24 protein-coding genes and 1 pseudogene are annotated in these 19,576 nt (G+C 28.7%); 7 read left to right on the top strand and 18 right to left on the bottom strand.

The window, feature by feature from the left end; genetic code table 11:
* Nucleotides 1-63 precede the first annotated feature (63 nt).
* From polA to motB, 3 genes are read left to right on the top strand one after another with little or no spacing between them, the layout of a single operon-like run.
* On the top strand, nucleotides 64-2,703 hold the full coding sequence (gene polA, locus CPEL_RS07255; RefSeq protein ID WP_044599258.1) for a DNA polymerase I: 2,640 nt from the start codon (nucleotides 64-66) through the stop codon (nucleotides 2,701-2,703).
* Between the two features lie 12 nt (nucleotides 2,704-2,715).
* The gene (gene motA / locus CPEL_RS07250; protein WP_044599257.1) at nucleotides 2,716-3,489 is read left to right on the top strand and encodes a flagellar motor stator protein MotA; all 774 of its coding nucleotides are present in this window, start codon (nucleotides 2,716-2,718) and stop codon (nucleotides 3,487-3,489) included.
* A gap of 10 nt (nucleotides 3,490-3,499) precedes the next feature.
* Nucleotides 3,500-4,237 carry a flagellar motor protein MotB gene (motB, locus tag CPEL_RS07245; RefSeq protein WP_044599256.1) on the top strand — a complete coding sequence of 246 codons (738 nt, stop codon included), beginning with the start codon at nucleotides 3,500-3,502 and terminating at the stop codon, nucleotides 4,235-4,237.
* Nucleotides 4,238-4,246: 9 nt separating this feature from the next.
* Here the strand turns inward: motB and CPEL_RS07240 are convergent, their stop codons facing one another.
* From CPEL_RS07240 to CPEL_RS07215, 6 genes are all read right to left on the bottom strand, one after another.
* Complete coding sequence (locus CPEL_RS07240) at nucleotides 4,247-5,224, bottom strand: beta-ketoacyl-ACP synthase III (RefSeq protein WP_044599255.1); 978 nt, start codon at nucleotides 5,222-5,224, stop codon at nucleotides 4,247-4,249.
* Entirely contained in the window at nucleotides 5,211-6,200 is a 990-nt protein-coding gene (plsX, locus tag CPEL_RS07235; protein ID WP_044599254.1) for a phosphate acyltransferase PlsX, read from the bottom strand. The genes CPEL_RS07240 and plsX overlap by 14 nt, the downstream gene beginning before the upstream one ends.
* A gap of 6 nt (nucleotides 6,201-6,206) precedes the next feature.
* Nucleotides 6,207-6,353: a 50S ribosomal protein L32 gene (gene rpmF, locus CPEL_RS07230; RefSeq protein WP_044599253.1), complete on the bottom strand. Its 147-nt coding sequence runs from the start codon at nucleotides 6,351-6,353 to the stop codon at nucleotides 6,207-6,209.
* Between the two features lie 14 nt (nucleotides 6,354-6,367).
* A complete protein-coding gene (locus CPEL_RS07225; RefSeq protein ID WP_044599252.1) occupies nucleotides 6,368-6,721 on the bottom strand; it encodes a DUF177 domain-containing protein in 354 nt (117 codons plus the stop codon).
* Nucleotides 6,721-7,134 (bottom strand): nucleoside-diphosphate kinase, encoded by a 414-nt coding sequence (gene ndk, locus CPEL_RS07220; RefSeq protein ID WP_044599251.1) that lies wholly within the window; start codon nucleotides 7,132-7,134, stop codon nucleotides 6,721-6,723. Before ndk ends, CPEL_RS07225 begins: the two co-directional genes overlap by 1 nt.
* A gap of 141 nt (nucleotides 7,135-7,275) precedes the next feature.
* Nucleotides 7,276-7,560, bottom strand: coding sequence for a ferredoxin, 4Fe-4S (locus CPEL_RS07215; RefSeq protein ID WP_044599250.1), 285 nt, complete (start codon nucleotides 7,558-7,560; stop codon nucleotides 7,276-7,278).
* Between the two features lie 195 nt (nucleotides 7,561-7,755).
* Between CPEL_RS07215 and CPEL_RS07210 the strand changes: the two genes are divergently transcribed.
* From CPEL_RS07210 to flhB, 4 genes and pseudogenes are all read left to right on the top strand, one after another.
* A complete protein-coding gene (locus CPEL_RS07210; protein ID WP_044599249.1) occupies nucleotides 7,756-8,352 on the top strand; it encodes a peroxiredoxin in 597 nt (198 codons plus the stop codon).
* A gap of 194 nt (nucleotides 8,353-8,546) precedes the next feature.
* Nucleotides 8,547-9,155 (top strand): annotated as a pseudogene (locus CPEL_RS09815) (cache domain-containing protein); the annotation flags it as partial.
* Nucleotides 9,156-9,164: 9 nt separating this feature from the next.
* Nucleotides 9,165-10,532 (top strand): methyl-accepting chemotaxis protein, encoded by a 1,368-nt coding sequence (locus CPEL_RS07205; protein WP_417903559.1) that lies wholly within the window; start codon nucleotides 9,165-9,167, stop codon nucleotides 10,530-10,532.
* A 66-nt stretch (nucleotides 10,533-10,598) separates the two neighbouring features.
* Entirely contained in the window at nucleotides 10,599-11,675 is a 1,077-nt protein-coding gene (gene flhB / locus CPEL_RS07200; protein ID WP_044599247.1) for a flagellar biosynthesis protein FlhB, read from the top strand.
* Here flhB and CPEL_RS07195 read toward each other — a convergent pair.
* The 12 genes from CPEL_RS07195 to CPEL_RS07140 are packed head-to-tail and all read right to left on the bottom strand — an operon-like array spanning nucleotide 11,667 to nucleotide 19,572.
* Nucleotides 11,667-12,446 carry a sulfite exporter TauE/SafE family protein gene (locus CPEL_RS07195; protein ID WP_044599246.1) on the bottom strand — a complete coding sequence of 260 codons (780 nt, stop codon included), beginning with the start codon at nucleotides 12,444-12,446 and terminating at the stop codon, nucleotides 11,667-11,669. The genes flhB and CPEL_RS07195 overlap by 9 nt on opposite strands.
* Before the next feature lie 11 nt (nucleotides 12,447-12,457).
* Entirely contained in the window at nucleotides 12,458-13,216 is a 759-nt protein-coding gene (locus CPEL_RS07190; RefSeq protein WP_044599245.1) for a hypothetical protein, read from the bottom strand.
* Nucleotides 13,217-13,222: 6 nt separating this feature from the next.
* Nucleotides 13,223-13,816 (bottom strand): class I SAM-dependent methyltransferase, encoded by a 594-nt coding sequence (locus tag CPEL_RS08805; protein ID WP_049984603.1) that lies wholly within the window; start codon nucleotides 13,814-13,816, stop codon nucleotides 13,223-13,225.
* 29 nt (nucleotides 13,817-13,845) lie between these two features.
* The gene (locus CPEL_RS07180) at nucleotides 13,846-14,466 is read right to left on the bottom strand and encodes a formyltransferase family protein (RefSeq protein WP_044599244.1); all 621 of its coding nucleotides are present in this window, start codon (nucleotides 14,464-14,466) and stop codon (nucleotides 13,846-13,848) included.
* Nucleotides 14,466-14,975, bottom strand: a complete 510-nt coding sequence (gene pseH, locus CPEL_RS07175) for a UDP-4-amino-4,6-dideoxy-N-acetyl-beta-L-altrosamine N-acetyltransferase (protein ID WP_044599243.1) — start codon at nucleotides 14,973-14,975, stop codon at nucleotides 14,466-14,468. The genes CPEL_RS07180 and pseH overlap by 1 nt, the downstream gene beginning before the upstream one ends.
* Nucleotides 14,972-15,796: a UDP-2,4-diacetamido-2,4,6-trideoxy-beta-L-altropyranose hydrolase gene (pseG, locus tag CPEL_RS07170; RefSeq protein WP_044599242.1), complete on the bottom strand. Its 825-nt coding sequence runs from the start codon at nucleotides 15,794-15,796 to the stop codon at nucleotides 14,972-14,974. Before pseG ends, pseH begins: the two co-directional genes overlap by 4 nt.
* Nucleotides 15,793-16,488: a pseudaminic acid cytidylyltransferase gene (gene pseF, locus CPEL_RS07165; protein WP_044599241.1), complete on the bottom strand. Its 696-nt coding sequence runs from the start codon at nucleotides 16,486-16,488 to the stop codon at nucleotides 15,793-15,795. The genes pseG and pseF overlap by 4 nt, the downstream gene beginning before the upstream one ends.
* A gap of 27 nt (nucleotides 16,489-16,515) precedes the next feature.
* On the bottom strand, nucleotides 16,516-17,265 hold the full coding sequence (locus tag CPEL_RS07160; RefSeq protein WP_232088169.1) for an SDR family NAD(P)-dependent oxidoreductase: 750 nt from the start codon (nucleotides 17,263-17,265) through the stop codon (nucleotides 16,516-16,518).
* Nucleotides 17,265-17,498, bottom strand: coding sequence for an acyl carrier protein (locus CPEL_RS07155; protein WP_044599240.1), 234 nt, complete (start codon nucleotides 17,496-17,498; stop codon nucleotides 17,265-17,267). Before CPEL_RS07155 ends, CPEL_RS07160 begins: the two co-directional genes overlap by 1 nt.
* On the bottom strand, nucleotides 17,495-18,559 hold the full coding sequence (locus tag CPEL_RS07150) for a 3-oxoacyl-(acyl carrier protein) synthase III (RefSeq protein ID WP_044599239.1): 1,065 nt from the start codon (nucleotides 18,557-18,559) through the stop codon (nucleotides 17,495-17,497). Before CPEL_RS07150 ends, CPEL_RS07155 begins: the two co-directional genes overlap by 4 nt.
* Nucleotides 18,540-19,349, bottom strand: coding sequence for an AAC(3) family N-acetyltransferase (locus tag CPEL_RS07145; protein WP_044599238.1), 810 nt, complete (start codon nucleotides 19,347-19,349; stop codon nucleotides 18,540-18,542). The genes CPEL_RS07150 and CPEL_RS07145 overlap by 20 nt, the downstream gene beginning before the upstream one ends.
* Nucleotides 19,333-19,572, bottom strand: coding sequence for a hypothetical protein (locus CPEL_RS07140; RefSeq protein ID WP_044599237.1), 240 nt, complete (start codon nucleotides 19,570-19,572; stop codon nucleotides 19,333-19,335). The genes CPEL_RS07145 and CPEL_RS07140 overlap by 17 nt, the downstream gene beginning before the upstream one ends.
* Between the last annotated feature and the right edge of the window lie 4 nt (nucleotides 19,573-19,576).

The raw sequence follows: 19,576 nt of genomic DNA, 5'->3' as shown, positions 1-19,576 counted from the left end.
TTTAACATCTTTTAAACATAACTTTGTGATAATTTAGCTTTTAGTTTAAAATTTGGATGAATTATGAAAACTTTAACGATAATTGATACTTTTGGCTTTTTCTTTAGGCTTTTTTACGCTTTAAAAGGTTTAAAAAATTCAAAAGGCGAACCTAGCAATATGATAAGCGGTTTTGCTAATTTTATTTATAGTTTAAAAAATGAACATCCTAGTGATATGATTATTTTTGCTCTTGATAGTAAAGGAAAAACTTTTAGAAGCGAAATTGATCCAAATTATAAAATCAACCGCACCCCGCCTCCGCCTGATTTACTAGCTCAAATTCCAATTTGCATTCAAATGATAGAAAAAATGGGTTTTTCAAGTTTTTCTTGCGAAGGATACGAGGCTGATGATATCATTGCTTCCTTAGTCAAAGAGTGTAAAGATAAAGATATTTTTATAAGAATTATCACTCAAGATAAAGATTTATATCAACTTATAAAAGATGATAAAGTTAGCATTTATAGTCCTATTTCAAAAAATGATTACAATGAAGCAGGATGTTTAGAAAAATACGGAGTAAAACCTAGCCAGATAAGAGATTTTTTAGCTCTATGTGGAGATAGCTCTGATAATATCCCAGGGGTAAAAGGAATTGGTGCTAAGGGTGCTAAGAATTTACTTGATGAGTTTGAAAGCATTGAAGGAATTTATGAAAATTTAGCATTAGTGCGTAATGAAAGAAGTAAGAATTTATTGCTTGAGGGCAAAGAAAATGCCTTTTTAAGTAAAAAACTTGCTTCTTTGTGTGAAGATTTAGATGTAAAAAATATGCTTTTAAATTGTGAATATCCAAAAGATGAGCCTTTGCTTAAGATTATGGATATTTTAGAACATTATGAACTTAATGTTTTGTTAAAAAAATTACGCACCAATCCTACCAATAAAGACAAAAATTTAGGATTTAATGCAAGATTAATCTTAGATGAAAAAGAATTATTTGAAATTTTAGAAAAAATTGATGATCAAAGCATTGTTGCTTTTGATACAGAAACTACTAGTTTAAATTCCAAAGAAGCAAAAATTGTAGGTTTTAGTTTTTGTTTTCATGAAAGCAAAGCCTTTTATGTGCCACTTAATCATGATTATTTAGGAGTTTGTAAGCAAATTTCTATGCAAGCAGCTAAAAAGGGTATAGAAAAAATTTATCAAAGCGTGGTTATAGGCCATAATCTTAAATATGATTTTGAGATTATAAAAAATAATTTTAACTTACTTGCTCCAAAAAATTATGCTGATACTATGATACTTGCATGGCTTAAAGAGCCAAGTTTGCGTGTAAATATGGATGATTTGGCAAAAAGATTGTTTGATTATGATACTTTACACTTTGAAGATTTGGTAAAAAAAGGAGAAAACTTTGCAGGGGTTGATTTAGAAAAAGCTTGTAAATATGCTGCTGAGGATGCTTATATCACTCTAAGATTTTATTTATATTTTTCAAAAAATTTAGAAAAGCCTTTGTTTGAGCTTGCACAAAAAAGTGAATTTGAATTTATCAAAGTGCTTATTATGATGGAAAATAATGGCATTAAGCTAGATACTCAAAAACTTGAAATTTTAATGCAAAGTTTTAATCAAGATATTAAAATACTAAGTGAAAAAATATATAACTTAGCAGGTGAAAAATTCAATATCAATTCCCCTAAGCAAGTAGGGGATATTTTATTTGAAAAACTAAAATTACCAAGTGGTAAAAAAGGTAAGACAGGTTATTCTACTGATGAAAAGGTTTTAAATGCTATTTTAGATGAACATTTGATTGTAAAAGAAATTTTAGCTTATAGAGAGCTTGCGAAATTAGTTTCTACTTATTGTGAGCCTTTGTTAAAACTAGCTAAAAAAGATGAAAATTCAAGAATTTATTCAAGTTTTTTACAAACAGGAACAGCTACTGGACGCCTTGCATCAAAAGATCCAAATTTACAAAATATCCCTGCACACGGACAATATGCCAAAGATTATAAATCATGCTTTGTTGCAAAAGAAGGATTTAGTTTTATTTCACTTGATTATTCTCAAATTGAGCTTAGAATGCTAGCGCATTTTAGCGAGGATAAAAAATTATTAGAAGCGTTTTTAAATGATGAGGATATTCATGCAAAAACTGCTATTATGATTTTTAATCATAGTGATTATGAGACAAGAAGTATTGCTAAAAGCATAAATTTTGGACTTATTTATGGTATGGGTTATAAGACTTTGAGTCAAAATTTAAAGATAGAAGCAAAATTAGCTAAAGAATATATAGAAAAATATTTTGAAAATTTTACCAGTATAAAAACTTATTTTGAAAAAGTAAAAAATGAAGCTAAACAAAATGGTTTTATAAAGACTTTATTGGGGCGAAAACGCTATTTTGATTTTGAAAATGCAAAGCCTATGCAAGTTGCAATGTATGAAAGAGAAAGTATAAACTCTACACTTCAAGGCTCTGCTGCCGATATAATAAAATTAGCAATGATAGAAATTGCAAAAGATTTAGATGAGAATAAACGCTTGATTTTACAAATTCATGATGAATTAATCTTTGAGGTAAAAGATGAAATTTGTAAAGATTTTGCAAAAAATGCTAGTGAAATTATGGAAAATATTGTAAAATTAAAAGTTAAATTAAAAACTTCATCTAGTATTGCCAAAAATTGGGGCGCATTAAAATAAGGAGTATCGTTAATGGATCTTTCGACTATACTTGGGATGGTCTTAGCTGTTGTTAGTATTTCAACTGGAGATATTTTAGAGGGTGGTAACCCTTTGCATGTTTTGCACTTAGCTTCGTTTATCATTGTGGTGCCAACTGCTGCATTTTGTGCTATGACTTCTACACATAAAAAAATTGTTAAAGGTGCATATAAAGAATTAAAAGTTGTTTTTAAAGGTTCAGGTGTAAATTTAAGCCAAAGAATAGCTGAACTCGTAGAGTATTCTACTATAGCAAGAAGAGATGGACTTTTAGCATTAGAATCAAAAACCAATGAAATTGATAATGAATTTTTAAAAGAAGCTATGATGATGATGGTTGATGGTAAAAGTGTTGAAGAGATTAAAGAAAATATGGAAATTCAAGTAGAAGAAATGGAAGAGTATTATAAAGAATGTGCAGAATATTGGATCCGCTTTGGTGAAACTTGTCCTACGATGGGACTTGTTGGAGCGGTTTTTGGGTTGATTTTAGCACTTAAATTACTTGATGATCCTCAGGCTATGGCTGCAGGTATTTCAGGAGCATTTACAGCTACTGTTACTGGGATTTTTGGTGCTTATGCTTTATTTGGTCCTTGGGGAAATAAAATGAAAGCAAATTCACATGATTTGATTAAAGAAAGAATGGTTATTATGCAAGCTATAGTGAGTATAGCAGAGGGTGCTAATCCAAGGGATTTAGAAGCTAAATTATTTAATTATTTAAGCCATGATGAACCAAGAATTTCTCAATTTGATAAATAAGAGTTAAAAAATGGGTAAAAAACATAAATGTCCTGAATGTCCAGCAGGTGAAAAATGGGCTGTGCCGTATGCAGACTTTTTAAGTTTGCTTTTGGCGCTTTTTATTGCACTTTGGGCAATTTCAGAAAGTAATCCTTCTAAAACAGAAGCATTAAAAACTGAATTTGTTAAAATTTTTGAATTTACTGCCTCAAATCCCGTAGAAAAAGAAAGTGATACACATCATAAATATAGTTCGCCATCAAATGCTAATGTCGAAGAATTAGAAAAACTTAAAAAATTAAGTATAACACAACAAGAAAATATAGAAAAATTAAAAGCAGCATTAGATCAAAGAGAAAATAATATTGTTTTAAATTTACCTGCAAGAGTAGAATTTGCAAGAGGAAGCACTCAGATTGATTCTGCTGATGTCCAAGATTTTTTAAAACGCATTAGCGAGGTGATTAAAAAACTACCTCCTCAAGCTCAAGTAGAAATTAGAGGTTATACAGATAATAGCGATAAGGATCCTAGAAGAAATTTTGATTTAGCTAGTAAAAGAGCTCAAGTTGTTGCAGATTATTTAATGGATATGGGTATAAAGCAATCTCAACTTATAGTTGTTAGTTTTGGTGATAATTACCCATTAGCTTCAAATAAAGAAGATGAAATTAACAATAGAGTTGAATTTTATATTCGTGTTGATTCTTCGGATAATAAGACTAGAACTTCTGTTTTAGACCAAATAAATCAATTTAACAAATAAGCTTTAAGCTTATTTGTTGCCTCCAAATTTTAATAACGCCGAGCCCCAAGTAAATCCACCACCAAAAGCATCAAGTAAAACTAAAGAACCTTGTTTTAAGCGTCCTTCTTCATAAGCATCATTCATCGCCATAGGTATAGATGCAGCTGAAGTATTGCCATATTTTTGAACACTTATAACACATTGCTCATCTTTGAAATTTAATTTTTCTTGAACAGCTTTTATAATTCTTAAATTTGCTTGATGAGGTATAAAAAGATCAATTTCTTCGCTTTTGATATTATTTTTGTTTAGAATATCAATTACATCATTACTTAGAGTATTTACAGCAATCTTAAAAACCTCATTACCTTTCATTTGCATTGCAAGTGGAGAGCAAATACTACTTTTTTGAGATCTTTGAGTCATTAATAAATCCCCAAATTCTCCATCACTTGCAGTATGGGTATCTATGATTGGAAAATTATCATCTAGCGATACAACTCCTGCTCCAGCACCATCGCCAAATAACACGCAAATACTTCTATCAGTATAATCCATAATAGAACTAATTTTTTCAGCACCAATAATTAATACATTTTTCTTAGCACCGCTTTCTACCATGGATTTTGCTAGTTCTAGTAGATAAATAAATCCCGAACACGCAGCAGATATATCAAATGCAGTGATATTTTTTAAACCTAAATTATAAGCGATTTTGCAAGCAGTCGATGGCATGGTAAAATAATCAGGACTTAATGTTGCTACAATGATAGCATCAATATCTTGAGGGGTTAAATTTGCTCTTTGTATAGCTTTTATTGCAGCTTTTGTTCCAAGATCACTTGTGTTTTCATCTTCACTTGCAATATGTCTTTGTTTTATACCTGTTCTTCTTAGTATCCATTCATCACTTGTTTGAACCATTTTTTCTAAATCAAAATTGCTTAGAATTTTTTCAGGAACATACGAAGCTATACTTTTTAAGGAAGCTTTAGTTGATTTCATAATGTGAAAGTTCTTCTTCTATGGTTTGATTGATATTAGATTGAGCAAAATTTAAAGCTTGAAAAATAGCATTTTTTATAGCCTTTGGGCCACTTTTTCCATGGCTGATTATTACGCATTCTTTTACACCTAAAAGTGGTGCACCACCATATTCTTCATAGTCAATATGAGTTTTTAACTCTTTAAATGCAGGTTTTGCCAAAATATATCCAAGTTTTGCTAAAAAAGATTTTTGAATTTCTTGTTTTAGAAGTTTTGTAATAACGCTTGCAACACCTTCGCCGGTTTTTAATAATATATTTCCATTAAAACCATCGCATACTAATACATCTATAGTTCCATTAAATATATCTCTACCCTCTGCATTACCAACAAAATTTGGAAGTTGCTTTAGTAATTGATGCGTTTCTTTGGTAAGCTCATTGCCTTTGCACTCTTCTTCACCATTAGAAAGTAGGGCAACTCGGGGTTTGTTTATTTTTAAAATTTCTTTAGCATAAGCTTCACCCATAATGGCAAATTGAAATAAATGTTCACTTTTACAATCAACATTTGCTCCTACATCTAATACAAGTGTTCTTGAATGGATATTTGGCATTAAGGTTGCAATTGCAGGTCTTGAAATACTTGTTAATCTTCCAAGTCTCAATGTTGCTAAACTCATAGTAGCTCCACTATGCCCTGCTGAAACAACAGCTTTAGCTTTTTGATTTCTAACCAAATCTATAGCTTTGTAAATAGTGCTATCTTTTCTTTTTAATGCGTCAGTGGAATTTTCATCCATAGCAAATACATCATAAGCTTCTTCATACTCTATATATGAAGTTAAATTTTGAGGTATTAAGGTTTTTAATTTTTGAGGATCTCCTACCAAAATAGCCTTAAATTTCTTTTCATTTAAGGCTTGTATAACACCTTCAATGATAGGTTTTTCCCCAAAATCTCCACCCATTGCATCAATAGCAATGCTAATCATATTTTTTTAATATTCCTTAGTAACTGGATTTACACGATGAGGCATTTTATAGCTACCATCTTTATCTTTTACAGGCATAGGTAAGCTAACTTTATAATGTGTTCTGCGTTTTGCTGCACGAGTTTTACTTACTCTTCTTTTAGGTACTGCCATTTTTTACTCCTTTGTTAATTTAAGCATTTATCACAATAAAAATAATCACTTAAGTAAGATTGCAACTCACTTGTTGCTAATTCTATTAAATCTATATGAGAATCAAAAAATTCCATAGTATCACTTAAAATATTATTTTCATCTTTAAAAATTCCATCACTTGCAAAAAGCTCTACATTTTGATTAATTTCAAGTTCTATTTCTTCACCACATCGATCGCAATTTCTGTAAGCAAAGCCTTTGAAATTAGCTATTATTTTAGCTAATTTTGGATTAACCTTTTTTATAGTTCCTTCAAAAACTATATTATCAAGGTCTAGTTTAAAAGGATACGCTACAGAGCTAAGTTTTGCAAATGCAATTTTCATTATAAAATTTCAGTTTTTGAAAAGAAAAATTCTATTTCTATTTTTGCGTTTTCTAAGCTATCACTTCCATGAACTGCGTTTGCATCAATACTTTCTGCAAAATCTGCTCTAATAGTTCCAGCAGCTGCTTCTTTTGGATTTGTAGCACCCATTAGCTCTCTGTTTTTTAATACAGCATTTTCTCCTTCTAAAACAGAAACTACAACCGGACCACTGATCATAAATTCAACTAGATCTTTAAAAAATGGTCTATCTTTATGAATAGCATAAAATTCTTGAGCTTCTTTTTGTGAGAGTTGCAATTTTTTCATTGCAGCTATTCTTAAACCATTATTTTCAAAACGAGCTAAAATTTGACCAATAACACCTTTTTTTACAGCATCAGGCTTAATTATAGAAAGTGTTTTTTCCAAAATTTCCCCTTAGTATTAAAGTATTTTTATAATAAAAGAGCTAATTATATAAAATAATTTTTAAAATTTTCTAAATTTATTTTAATAACTATAAATTAAAAGAAGATATAAACGCTAGTAAAAGCGTTTATATTGTTAGTATTATGCAATTACTGGAGTTGAACCATCTCTTAATTCGCCTCCGATATTATCACGGCTTGGTTGTCCACTTACAACATCACTCCAAACTATACATCCATCAGTAGGACAAGCACTTGCACAGGCTGGTTGATCATTATAACTTACACATTCAACGCATTTATCAGCATATACATAGTATCTATCTTCACCCTCTGGATTGTTTGCATCATCAACAATTGCACTAACTGGGCATTCATCTATACAAGAACCACATGCTATACAAATATCTGTAATTTTAACTGCCATTTTTTACTCCTTAAAATAAAATTTAATTAAGTTTGAAATGAAAGATTATCAAAATAGTTTTAATTTTATTCTTAAAATTAGCTAATTTTGATAATAAAAGATATTTTTAACATAAAATTACACAATTAATAAATTTTTAAATTTACAAATGATATTATTTTCTTACAAATAAAATTTATTAATTAGGAGATAATTATGATAGTAACTAAAAAAGCTATTGATTTTACAGCTCCAGCTGTATTAGGAAATAATGAAATAGTTGAAGATTTTAATCTTTATAAAAATATCGGACCAAAAGGTGCTGTGGTATTTTTCTATCCAAAAGATTTTACTTTTGTTTGTCCATCTGAAATTATTGCTTTTGATAAAAGATATCAAGATTTTAAAGATAGAGGTATTGAAGTAATTGGTGTATCTTGCGATAATGAATTCTCACATTTTGCATGGAAAAATACTCCAGTAAATCAAGGTGGTATAGGTCAAGTTAAATTCCCTCTAGTAGCTGATTTAACAAAACAAATTGCTAGAAATTTTGATGTTTTATTTGGTGAAGCAGTTGCTTTAAGAGGTTCTTTCTTACTTGATGCTGATGGCACAATCCGTCATGCAGTGATTAATGATTTACCACTTGGAAGAAATATTGATGAAATGATTAGAATGGTAGATACTATGTTATTTACAAATGAATATGGTGAGGTTTGTCCTGCAGGATGGAATAAAGGTGATGAAGGTATGAAAGCTGATCCTAAGGGTGTTGCTGATTACTTAAGCAAAAACGAAGGAAAACTATAATTTTTAAGGCAAAGAAAGCTTGACTTTCTTTGCTTGATTTTTGAATTTAACATAAATTATACTACAGATAATTATCCTTTTACTTCAAATATTTTTTATCATATATTTATTTATATTTTATTTAATTTTTGTAATAAAATATTTATTTAGATGAGAGATAATTATAATTTTTGAAATTATTTTAAATAAAGGAGATGTATTTTCAAATGAAAAGTATAAAACTTAAAGTTTCAGTAATAGCAAATATAATTGCAATTATATGTTTGCTTATTTTAGGGATTATAACATTTATTTTTGTTAAGCAGTCTTTGTTTGATGAAATTGTAAAATCTGAGCAAAATCGTTTGATTTCTACTAAAAGCCTAATGGAAAATTTTAGAGATTCTACATCAAATTCCTTAGAAAAATTAAGTCAAACTATTTTAAAGCTTCCATATGAAAAATTATCAACTCAAGAAGCTTTAATGGAAAATATCGGGGTTCAATTAAAAGCTTTTAGAGATGCTGGAAATTATCTAGCTGTGTATTTAGCACAACCTAATGGAGATTTAGTAGTAAGTGATCCAGATAGTGATAGCAAAGGGGTTGATTTTGGAATATATGGAAAAGCAGATGATTATGATGCTAGAACAAGAGAATTTTTTATAGAAGCTAGAAAGAAAAATGGTTTATTTATAACTTCTGCTTATATAGATGTTACAACAAAACTTCCGTGCTTTACTTATGCTATGCCACTACTTAAAGATGGTAAATTTATAGGTGTTTTGGCAATTGATATCTTGGTTAAAGACTTAGAAGATAGTTTAAAACAAATGCCAGGAGCTTCTTTTATATATGATAAGAATCGTTTTTCATTTGCATCAACAAGTAAAAACTATATAGCTAACGATCCAAATGTTGGTATAGTTGCAGATGGTTTTAGCAAAGTTAAAGATGGTGAACCTTTCTTTTATACAAGTAAAGAAGGTAATGAAAGACTTGCAATGTGTGATCATATAGATGGTTATACAGTTTGTAATATGGCTTATATTGATACAATTTCTCAATCAAGTGAGAAAATAGCATATATTCAAGCAATTATAGTAATTTTTACAAGTATTATTAGTATTGTATTGTTATATTTTATTACATCGTTTTATTTATCTCCACTCCAAGCAATACAATCAGGCCTAAATTCTTTCTTTGATTTCATCAATCATAAAACAAAAGATTCTGCTTTAATCAATGTAAAAACTAATGATGAATTTGGAGCTATAGCTAAAGCCATTAATGAAAACATCACTAAAACTAAAAATGCATTAGAACAAGATAGTAAAGCAGTAGAACAATCAGTAGAAACTGTAAAAGAAGTAGAAAGTGGTAATCTAACAGCAAGAATTACAGCAATTCCTGCTAATCCTCAATTAATAGAATTAAAAAACTATCTTAATGAAATGCTTAATGTATTAGAAGCAAAAGTTGGTTCTAATATGAATGAAATTAATAGAGTATTTGATAGCTATAAAGCATTAGACTTTACTACAGAAGTTAAAAATGCTAAAGGTGGAGTAGAAGTTACAGCCAACGCTTTAGGTCAAGAAATAGTAGGCATGTTAAGACAATCTTCTGAATTTGCTAATCTTTTAGCTACAGAAAGTGCTAAATTACAAAGTGCTGTTAAAAACCTAACAGATTCTTCAGCTTCTCAAGCTTCTTCTTTAGAAGAAACAGCAGCTGCATTAGAAGAGATTACTTCTTCTATGCAAAATGTTTCTCATAAAACTAGTGAAGTAATAGCTCAAAGTGAAGAGATTAAAAATGTTACTTCTATTATTGGAGATATTGCTGATCAAATTAATTTACTTGCATTAAATGCTGCTATTGAAGCAGCACGTGCTGGTGAGCATGGTAGAGGCTTTGCTGTTGTTGCAGATGAAGTTAGAAACTTAGCAGAAAGAACTCAAAAATCATTAGGTGAGATTGAAGCTAATACTAATATCTTAGTACAATCTATTAATGAAATGGGTGAGAGTATAAAAGAACAAACTACAGGTATTACTCAAATAAATGATTCAGTAGCACAAATTGATCATGTAACTCAAGAGAATTTAAAAATAGCTAATGATAGCTCTTTAGTTGCTGATAATGTTAATAAAATTGCTAATGATATCTTAGAAGATACAAAAAAGAAAAAATTCTAAGTTAAATCCAAGTGTTTACTTTTGTAAATACTTGGAATAATTCTTGTTTTAGCTTAAAGGTTATATATGGCTGCTGATGATCAAGAAAAAACAGAAGAACCCACATCCAAAAAAATTGAAGATGCTCGTAAAGAAGGAAATGTTCCAAAAAGTCAAGATGCATCTGCTGTAGCTGTGCTTGTTATAGCTGTAGTTGTGGTGCTGTTTATGTTACCTTTTATAGGTGAAAGAATTAGTGGTTTATATAGGTTTTATCAGAGTTTTATAGGTATTGAACTTGATATAAAAATTTTGCAAAAAATTATTATAAAAACAATGATTGAAATGTTTATAATGGTTTTGCCTATTACCTTGACTATCATGGTTGCAGGTGTACTTGGAAATTTAATGCAATTTGGTTTTATTTTTACCACAAAACCAATAACTCCCAATTTTAATAAAATTAATCCTATTAATGGTCTTAAAAATCTTTTTTCTTTAAAAAAAATCATTGAAGCTTTGAAAATTACATTAAAAGTAGGTGTAGTTTTTGGCATAGCTTTTGTTTTTTTATTGCAATTTATGAAAGAGCTTCCTAGAGTAGAGCTTTATACGATTTATCCTCAGCTTTTGTGGCTTAGAGATAAGGCTATTATACTGGCTGCAGTTGTGATTATAGCCTTTTTGATTATAGGGCTTTTAGATGTTCTTTTGGTAAGGTATCAATACTTTAAAAATTTGCGTATGAGTAAACAAGAAATTAAAGATGAATATAAGCAAAGCGAAGGAGATCCTTTGGTAAAAGGAAGAATTCGTCGCTTGCAAATGGAAGCAGCAAGGCGTAGAATGGTGCAAGATGTTGCTAGTGCTGATGTGGTGATTACTAACCCTACTCACTATGCGGTTGCTTTGCGTTATGATAGCTCTAAAGAAGCTGCACCTAAAGTTTTGGCCAAAGGAGTAGATTTTTTAGCTTTGCGTATAAAAGATATGGCTTATGAGTATAATGTAATGATTTATGAAAATCCACCTTTAGCTAGAGAGCTTTACAAATCTTGTGAGGTAAATGATCTTATCCCACCAGAGCTTTTTAAGGCAGTAGCAGAAGTTTTAAGCTTTGTTTATACTTCCAATAGGCAAAAATTTGCTGATAGATTAAAATAAATTTAGCTTTTTAATTAAACTTATGATAGTCATAGTTATAGAAAGGGTGTAAATACCCAAAAGTGCTATGCGATGTGATTTGAGATTGATTTTTTCCATGATTTTAATACCAAGATAAACTCCTAGCATAGAACTAATTCCTACTAAACTTCCATTTTGTAATACTTCTTTATCGATGATATCATTATATACAAAAGAGCTAATCCCTGAAATGGAAGCAAATATCACGAAAAACAAGCTAAGTGGCACTACTTTTTTTGTATCATAGCCTAAAAAATAAGCTAAAATAGGGGTGATTAAAAGCCCACCGCCAATTCCTAAAGATATAGCAAAAATTCCTGTAAATACACCACAAATTAACAAAATAGAATTTTTTAAAGCATTAGAGTGCTTGATATTTCCGATGGTGCTTTTTTGATTAAAGGCAAATTTTAAAAAAAATATAATACTTACGCATAAAAAAATACTTGTTAGCGTTATATCTGAAAAATAAGAGAGTAAAAGCCCACTAAACATTGCACCTAAAAAACCTCCAAAACCTATGATAAGTCCATCTTTTAGGATTAAATTTTTCTTTTTATAGTTTAAATAGGAGCCAAAAACAGAAGCAAAAATCATTTGAACAACGGAAATTGCAACAGCATGGTGAGAGCTAAGGCCTAAAGTAAGCATAAAAGGAACGATAATCATACCACCGCCTATGCCAAAAACCCCTGAAGCCATACCTGAAAAAATCCCTATAATCATATAAGGAAGTAAAGTTAAATCCATAATTTTAAGCCTTAATCAAAAAAATATTGAGTAAATTCTTCGCCATATTTTTGTTCTAATATATTATAAGTGTTGTTAATATTGTTTTTAAATTCTTGTGTTTTCCATGCATTAAATGTTAGAGCATTATTTTCGTATAATTCAAAAAATTTTTGCTTGTGTTTTTCATCTAATTCATCAAGATAAATTTTATCATTTAAAGATTTTTTAAAATACAACATTAAAGCTTCATCTAAATATTTTAAAACCATAAATACAAAAATCATAATCGGCTGTCGTCTAAGAAATTCTGTATTTTGTTTAAAATCATGAACTAATTGTTGTTTGTGTTGGCGAACTAAAGTACAAGGATGGTTTTTTTCATTTTTATAAAATAGGTCAAGAAATGCGCACTCTCGTACACCTAAAAAATCTCCATCAAAGTTAACTATAGGAAAATAAGGATAAATTTTACAAATTAAAGGCCTGATACAATGAGGATGGCATAGTCCTTTAGATGAACATTTGAGAAAATATATTTTTATTTTCTTTTTGTTGTCTAGTGTAAAAATTTTTTCTTTAAAATTTAAAAATGTTTTATCTGAGAAATTATTTATCGATTGAAATTCTGGTTCCAGTAAAGGTATGATAACATCATCTTGATTGAGAAATTTAAAATTATCCGCATGAAAATTTTTACAACAATAACCATCGCAAGTAGTGTAGCATTCCTTAAAAAAAATAAATTCTGTTTCTTGAATTTTTTTAAAAAAATTATTTTTTTTACTCATGGTAAATTACTTTGTACATATAATTTCTATTAATTTTATAGTCTGCGTTTGATTGTTAAAAGTTTTTGTTAAATAATCAATTTGCATATCATCAAATTTGATATTATTTTGTTTTAAAGCACTTAAAAATATTTCCTGTGTTATAGGTGTAGGTACCAAAACTTTATCATAAAAATCATTATTAGTGCTAAAAATATATAATTTTCCATTTTCTTTTAATGCTATATTACAAAATAATAAAATTTTTTGGATATTTATTATATCATTACATTCTAAAACACCACAAGCATAAATTAAATCAAACTTAGAGTGATATTTTTCCATGTTTATTTTAGCAATATCTCCACAAAACACATTGTATTTTTGCTTTTTTAAGTGTTCTATGGCTTCTTGAGAAAAATCTATACCGATAGGATCATATCCTTCTTGTTTTAAAAATTTTAGATTATTTCCCCAACCGCATCCTATTTCAAGTATATTGATATTTTTTAAATTTTTATTTATAAAATTTTTATAGAAAAAACTAATAAAATTTTCATTAGGATATAAAGTACATTTTGAGCGTTCTTTATAAATTTTTTCCCAAAGTTCATTATTCATTTTTACTCCTTATCAAGCATTATACTTAACTATTCTAAATAAATTTTGATTATAAATTTTTTTCCATTTTTGTAAAAAAATGCTGGAAATTCTTCGTTGTTTGATATTCTTAAAAGATTAAATTGCTCGTTTATGCTTTTGTTGATATCAAGTTCGTGATCTTTTGGAGTTCTTTTTGGGTAAAAACTTTCTTTTCCTTTTTGAGGTGTTTTTGTTATATCATGAAATTTTTTTAAGAAATCAAGGCATAATTTTGTAGTAAAATTTGCTTGTTTTTCTCTTAGTTCTTCATAGAGTTCTAAGCCATTTAAAATCAATGTTTCTTGTAAATAAATATCTCCATTATCTGCTTTTTCATCTGCTTCAAACAAAGTAAAAACGATTTCATTTTTGCCTTCTATAACTTGATGAAAAAGAGGAGCCCAACCTTTTCCTTGAGGTAAATTTGAAGCATGAACGACTATGTTGTGTTTATTGGCTTTTAAAAATTTTTTTGAAATGATTTTATGATAAGAAAGTATAAAAACTATATCATAATTTCTTATTTGTTCATGATCATAATATACCAAAGAGTTAGGTATTAGCTGTTGTAATTTTTTAATATAGGGTACAAACCATTGATTAGGTGAAGTAAGCAACGCTATTTTCATTATGCTACCTTTTTAAGAAAGGTAAAGCTATAAGAAGTATTAAGCTCCCCCCCCCCTACCATAATATCTAAAAATAAAAACATGAGATAAAAATTATTATCTTCTTTATTTATTTTAAATTTATGTTTTAAATATAAATTTAAAGCTTTTGTATTTTCCTTAAAAACACAAGCACTTAAAGTTTGAACTTTTAAAACATTAAAAGCATAGTTTTTAACTTCTTGCATTAAAAGCTCACCTACGCCTTTTTTTATACCATAAAGTCCAAATTCACAAGAATGGTTGGTTATATTAATAAAATCAATTACACCTATAGCTTGTTTGCTATCATAAACTAAAAAATATTTTTTAGTTGTATCTGTTTTTAGGCTAGATAAAAAACTTAAATGCTCTTTTAAAGTTATATTTTGTGTTTTCATAAATTTAGCAATGCTTTTATTATTACGCCATTTTAAAACAAGATTGATTTCTTCTTGGTTTAAGTGGATAAAATCTTTTAAAATTATCATATAAAATTCTCCACTTCAAAGCCTTTTTTAGCAAGCCAAGTGGCGATTTTTTCTTGATTTTTAGCATAGGCTATGGCTTTAAAATTTGCTTTTAACATCAAAGCTTCATTTACTAATGAACTTGCACTGATGATTAGCTTTTTGCTTTCATTCATCAATCTTGCTAAATTATGATGATCAATAAGAATTTTTATATTTGGTTTTAATTGGTGCAATTTTTCTAATTTTTTTAAGTGTTTGTTGGATTTTGTTGTGGCAATGATTATTTTTTTATCTAAAGCTAAATCATCAGCAATTTTCAAAGATAAATTTTTAGGATCACTCCCGCCCATGCAAATGAAATAATCATAAGTTTTTTCTCTTTTTATCTTGCTTTCTTGGTAAAATTCATCGCGTATTAAAGCATAAGAAAAACCACACCTTAATTCACAATGTTTAGGTACTAAATTTTCATAGTCACTTTCTTTAGCATAAGCATTTACATTTAATAAAATATCACAAAAATGCTCTTTTATCTCATCATCAAAACTTAGAATTTTAACCCCTGTTTCAAGCTTGATGAGTTTTTCATCATTAATGCCAATATCATAATGATCGATGATTAAAAGATCAAATTTTTCTTTTTTGATGAGATTGATAAGCTCATACACACTAGCACTTGCTAATTCATAAACAGGATAAGGAATTTCATCTATTAATGAGCCTTCAAGTGGTAAGCAAGCAAAAGATACATTTTCATACTGCTTTGCAAAAATTAAATCTCTTTTTATATGGCCATGTCCTATTTGACTTGAGCTATCACTTCTAAAAAGAACTTTCAAATTTTTCCTTTATTAAATTGATAAAGTATTTTAGCAAATTCTAAGTCTTCAAAGGTGTCAATATCGCAAATTTTATTTCTAGGTAGTAAAAAAGCTTTAGAATGAGGTTTAAACATAAAATTTTCTTCTAGCCATGCTTCCTTTTTGCCAAAGTAAAATGCACCACCATCGTGATAAGCTTTGGTTAAATCTTGAGAGCGTTTATAATAACAACTTTCATCAAACATATGAACTTGATATTTATCATCTAAATAAAATCCTCTTTGTATAGGATATTCAAATTCGCAAGCTGAAAATAAAAATTCACATTCTTCTTGGCAAAATTTTTCAAAAGCTTTTTGCAAGATAAACTCATCTATAAGTGGAGCGGTTGCATATAAACAACATATATTTTCATAGCTTTTACCTTGTTTTTCTAGGGTAGTGATGGCATCTTGGATCACAGCAGTTGAGCTTGCATAATCATCACTTAGTTCTTTTTTGCGTTTAAATGGAGCTTTTGCGTCGTATTTTAAAGCTACTTCGATGATCTCATCATCATCGCTTGAGATAATCACATCATCGAAAATTCCACTATCTAAAGCACTTTTTATACTATAAGATATCAAAGGTTTTCCTAAAAAATCAATGATATTTTTTCTAGGAATGCGTTTAGAACCACCACGCGCTGGTATGATACAAAGATTTTTCATAATTTTTCAAGAGTCAAAATGTCTAATTCAAAGAGACTCTCCACCTCCGTCTATAATGATTTCTTGCCCAGTAATCCAAGATGAAGCACTACTCAAAAGAAAACATACTAAAGGGGAGATATTTTCAACTTTTCCTATTCCTAATGGGTAAGAATTTTCAAAAGGTTCGCTATCGAAACCAATTTCTGTTAATGGAGTTTTTATAAATCCTGGTAGTATTGAATTTATTCTATATTTTGGAGCTATTTCTAATGCTATGGATTTGACTGCCGTATTTATAGCTGCTTTACTTGCACCATAGGAGCTTAATCCTTTTCCTGGAGTTTTGCTAGCAGTAGAGCTAATCCAAATAAAACTTGTCCCATCTTTTGTTTTTGCTTTTTTGTTTATTAAACCTTTTAAAATTTGTAGATTTCCAAAATAGTTTATATTAAAAATTTCTTTTGCACTATCAGTATAATAAGGAGAGTTAATTCCTAAAGGTTGCGCGATACCTGCAGCTAAAACCGCTCCATCAAAACCTTCATATTCTTTTGCAAGTTCTAGTGTCCATTTATCTAAGTCTTCAAAATTTGATAAATCTTTTGAAATTATAATGAAATCATTAGGATTTTTAGCTTGTTTTTTTTGACTTAAAAGCTTATTTTTATCTCTACCGATAGCTATGATTTTAGCACCAAGTTTATTTAGGGTTAAGGATATATGAGCTCCTATACCACTACTAGCACCTGTAATTATAAAACTTTTATTTTTAAATAGATTTTCTTTAAATATCATCAAAATTCCAATTTATCACTAGGAATTAATGCAATTAAATCTGAAATATTTTGACAAGATTTAAGTTTTTTTCCTTCTACAAAAATATTAAATTCTTGATCATAAAAAACTGTAAGTGATAATAAAGCTAAGCTATCATATTCTTCAATGTTTTTTAATAACATATTCTCTTCTAAAGCATAATCAACTTGTAATAATTCTTCCAGTTTTTTTAAAAAAATTTGTTTTGTCATCGTGTTTCCTTTTTAAATACTTGAGTTTCTTTACACCAAAAATTCTCATCAAGTGTAATTATAGCATTGGCCCAACTAAACCCTGCACCAAAGCCGCATAAGGCAATATTTATTTTATGATTTAGTTTATTTTGATGAGTGTTTAATGTGTCGCAAATTGTTGTAGGAATTGAAGCAGAAGCTAAATTTCCATATTTATACATAGTATCATTAGGAGTTTTTTTAGAATCTAATCCTAGTCTTTTTATAATAAGATCTACTATGCTTTTATTAGCTTGATGAAAAAAAATATAATCTAATTGCTCTTTATTGAAATTAGAAAATTTTAATAAACTATTAAAGCTTTCTGGCTCTTTGCTTATTGCAAAATTAAAAATTTCTAATCCATCCATAAAAAAATCTCTAAAAGGAATATTTTCCCATCCACTTTCTTCAAATTCATCACTTGTAGGTGTTTTATATGCACCAAAAGGTGTAAATAAAAATGGAAGACCTTTGCCGTCATTGTTGATCTCAAAAAAACTTTTATTTGAAAACTCAGTGTATTCTAAGATACCAACACTAACACCATGGCCTATAAGTTCATTAGTATTAAGCCCTTTGTTGACAGTGTTTCCACAAATAAATAGTATTTTTTTACAACTTTGATTTTCTAGCATATTAAAAGCAACATAAAGTCCATATAAATATCCAACACATGATTGGTTAATATCAAAAGCGATGGTAGATTGAGGTAAGTCAAGTTTGCCATGAATATAACATGCGGTTGCAGGCATAAAAAAGTCGGGTGTTTGTGTTGTAACAATAACACCATCTATGGTATTTTTATCTAGCTTATACTCATTAAAAAGTATATTACAAGCATATATTGCTAAATCACTTACAGATGTTTGTTCATCAACCAAATATCGATACTGTATTCCTGCGGATTGTTTAATTTTGTTTAATTTTTTAACATTTCCTTGATATCTTGTGTATAATTCATCATCTATATTGATTTTATTGTTAGGAACTACCGAAATCATTGCTGATATTTTAACATTATTGAACGAACATTGCATTTTTATTCTCTTGTTTTAATAAAGCCTTTTCATTTTTTGCTAAAATTTTAGTTCCAGAATCGAAAAATCTTTTAGTGTCGATTATTGATATTTCTGCGTTTGCAAAATTTTCACTTCGAATATTATTGTTTTGTATTAGCATTTTTAAAATTGAATCAATAGATGTTTCAGAATTCATATCTAAGTGTCTGCAATAATACATAATATTTTTATTTGTTTTGTTTCCATTTTCATCTATAATTAAACCACTAAAATTTTTATAAAATCTATAAGAAACTTTCATATATTCTTCTATGTAGTGGATATAAGAATGATCAACATGTCTCCCGCCAAATAAAACTAATTTAGCATTTTGTTGAGTCAAGATATCAAATACGCTATCTTCACCAAAACAACTATTTGTTTCTTTTAAAAATAATTTTTCTTTTGCGCCTTTAACTGCAAAAGAAAATAAAGGGTCGTTAGTACGCTTAACTCCAGGAAGCTTTCTAAAGAATTCATTTAAAACACCAATTTTTGTTTTTGAATTTAACTTATCATAAACTTTGTTATCACAAAAACTATAGGTAAAAGTTGGCATTATGAGTGTACCTTCACTTCCTATTACTTCAAAAAAACAATCTATAATGTTTTTTTGAAGATCATGAAGGTTAATCACTGGGATCCCAAAATTAAAAATTTCACTATGTATATATAGTATATCTCCTTTTTTTATGTCAAGATTTTGCAAAGCAAGTTTTAATTCATCTGTTGTGGAGATGTGATTTTGGGTTTTAAAAAGAGGAATCATGGTTCATACTTTCTGTTATCATGCGTTGTATATTTTCAAAATCTTCAAACACTTCAGGTTTTATAAAATTAGATTTTATTGGTTTGTTGTAGTATTTTTCTATCTCAGTAACTAAAGAAATAACATCTATACTATCTATGATTCCATCACTAAGAAGGTTTTTTGAGTTTTTATTTATATCAGATCTTCCTATATTATTAAAAAATTCTTGGATTATATCCATGATA

This window comes from Campylobacter peloridis LMG 23910 (genome assembly GCF_000816785.1).
Taxonomy (GTDB): Bacteria; Campylobacterota; Campylobacteria; order Campylobacterales; family Campylobacteraceae; genus Campylobacter_D; species Campylobacter_D peloridis.
This window is presented reverse-complemented; position numbering and strand designations above follow the sequence as displayed.

What these genes read in the sequence shown, in the direction of transcription:
- CPEL_RS08805 (WP_049984603.1), bottom strand. Translation starts at nt 13,816, where the DNA reads ATGAATAATGAACTTTGGGAAAAAATTTATAAAGAACGCTCAAAATGT.
- CPEL_RS07160 (WP_232088169.1), bottom strand. Translation starts at nt 17,265, where the DNA reads ATGATATTTAAAGAAAATCTATTTAAAAATAAAAGTTTTATAATTACA.
- CPEL_RS07180 (WP_044599244.1), bottom strand. Translation starts at nt 14,466, where the DNA reads ATGAAAATAGCGTTGCTTACTTCACCTAATCAATGGTTTGTACCCTAT.
- CPEL_RS07225 (WP_044599252.1), bottom strand. Translation starts at nt 6,721, where the DNA reads ATGAAAATTGCATTTGCAAAACTTAGCTCTGTAGCGTATCCTTTTAAA.
- CPEL_RS07140 (WP_044599237.1), bottom strand. Translation starts at nt 19,572, where the DNA reads ATGGATATAATCCAAGAATTTTTTAATAATATAGGAAGATCTGATATA.
- polA (WP_044599258.1), top strand. Translation starts at nt 64, where the DNA reads ATGAAAACTTTAACGATAATTGATACTTTTGGCTTTTTCTTTAGGCTT.
- CPEL_RS07145 (WP_044599238.1), bottom strand. Translation starts at nt 19,349, where the DNA reads ATGATTCCTCTTTTTAAAACCCAAAATCACATCTCCACAACAGATGAA.
- CPEL_RS07195 (WP_044599246.1), bottom strand. Translation starts at nt 12,446, where the DNA reads ATGGATTTAACTTTACTTCCTTATATGATTATAGGGATTTTTTCAGGT.
- CPEL_RS07150 (WP_044599239.1), bottom strand. Translation starts at nt 18,559, where the DNA reads ATGCAATGTTCGTTCAATAATGTTAAAATATCAGCAATGATTTCGGTA.
- flhB (WP_044599247.1), top strand. Translation starts at nt 10,599, where the DNA reads ATGGCTGCTGATGATCAAGAAAAAACAGAAGAACCCACATCCAAAAAA.
- rpmF (WP_044599253.1), bottom strand. Translation starts at nt 6,353, where the DNA reads ATGGCAGTACCTAAAAGAAGAGTAAGTAAAACTCGTGCAGCAAAACGC.
- pseH (WP_044599243.1), bottom strand. Translation starts at nt 14,975, where the DNA reads ATGATAATTTTAAAAGATTTTATCCACTTAAACCAAGAAGAAATCAAT.
- CPEL_RS07215 (WP_044599250.1), bottom strand. Translation starts at nt 7,560, where the DNA reads ATGGCAGTTAAAATTACAGATATTTGTATAGCATGTGGTTCTTGTATA.
- motA (WP_044599257.1), top strand. Translation starts at nt 2,716, where the DNA reads ATGGATCTTTCGACTATACTTGGGATGGTCTTAGCTGTTGTTAGTATT.
- CPEL_RS07190 (WP_044599245.1), bottom strand. Translation starts at nt 13,216, where the DNA reads ATGAGTAAAAAAAATAATTTTTTTAAAAAAATTCAAGAAACAGAATTT.
- CPEL_RS07240 (WP_044599255.1), bottom strand. Translation starts at nt 5,224, where the DNA reads ATGAAATCAACTAAAGCTTCCTTAAAAAGTATAGCTTCGTATGTTCCT.
- CPEL_RS07155 (WP_044599240.1), bottom strand. Translation starts at nt 17,498, where the DNA reads ATGACAAAACAAATTTTTTTAAAAAAACTGGAAGAATTATTACAAGTT.
- motB (WP_044599256.1), top strand. Translation starts at nt 3,500, where the DNA reads ATGGGTAAAAAACATAAATGTCCTGAATGTCCAGCAGGTGAAAAATGG.
- CPEL_RS07205 (WP_417903559.1), top strand. Translation starts at nt 9,165, where the DNA reads ATGCCAGGAGCTTCTTTTATATATGATAAGAATCGTTTTTCATTTGCA.
- CPEL_RS07210 (WP_044599249.1), top strand. Translation starts at nt 7,756, where the DNA reads ATGATAGTAACTAAAAAAGCTATTGATTTTACAGCTCCAGCTGTATTA.
- pseF (WP_044599241.1), bottom strand. Translation starts at nt 16,488, where the DNA reads ATGAAAAATCTTTGTATCATACCAGCGCGTGGTGGTTCTAAACGCATT.
- plsX (WP_044599254.1), bottom strand. Translation starts at nt 6,200, where the DNA reads ATGATTAGCATTGCTATTGATGCAATGGGTGGAGATTTTGGGGAAAAA.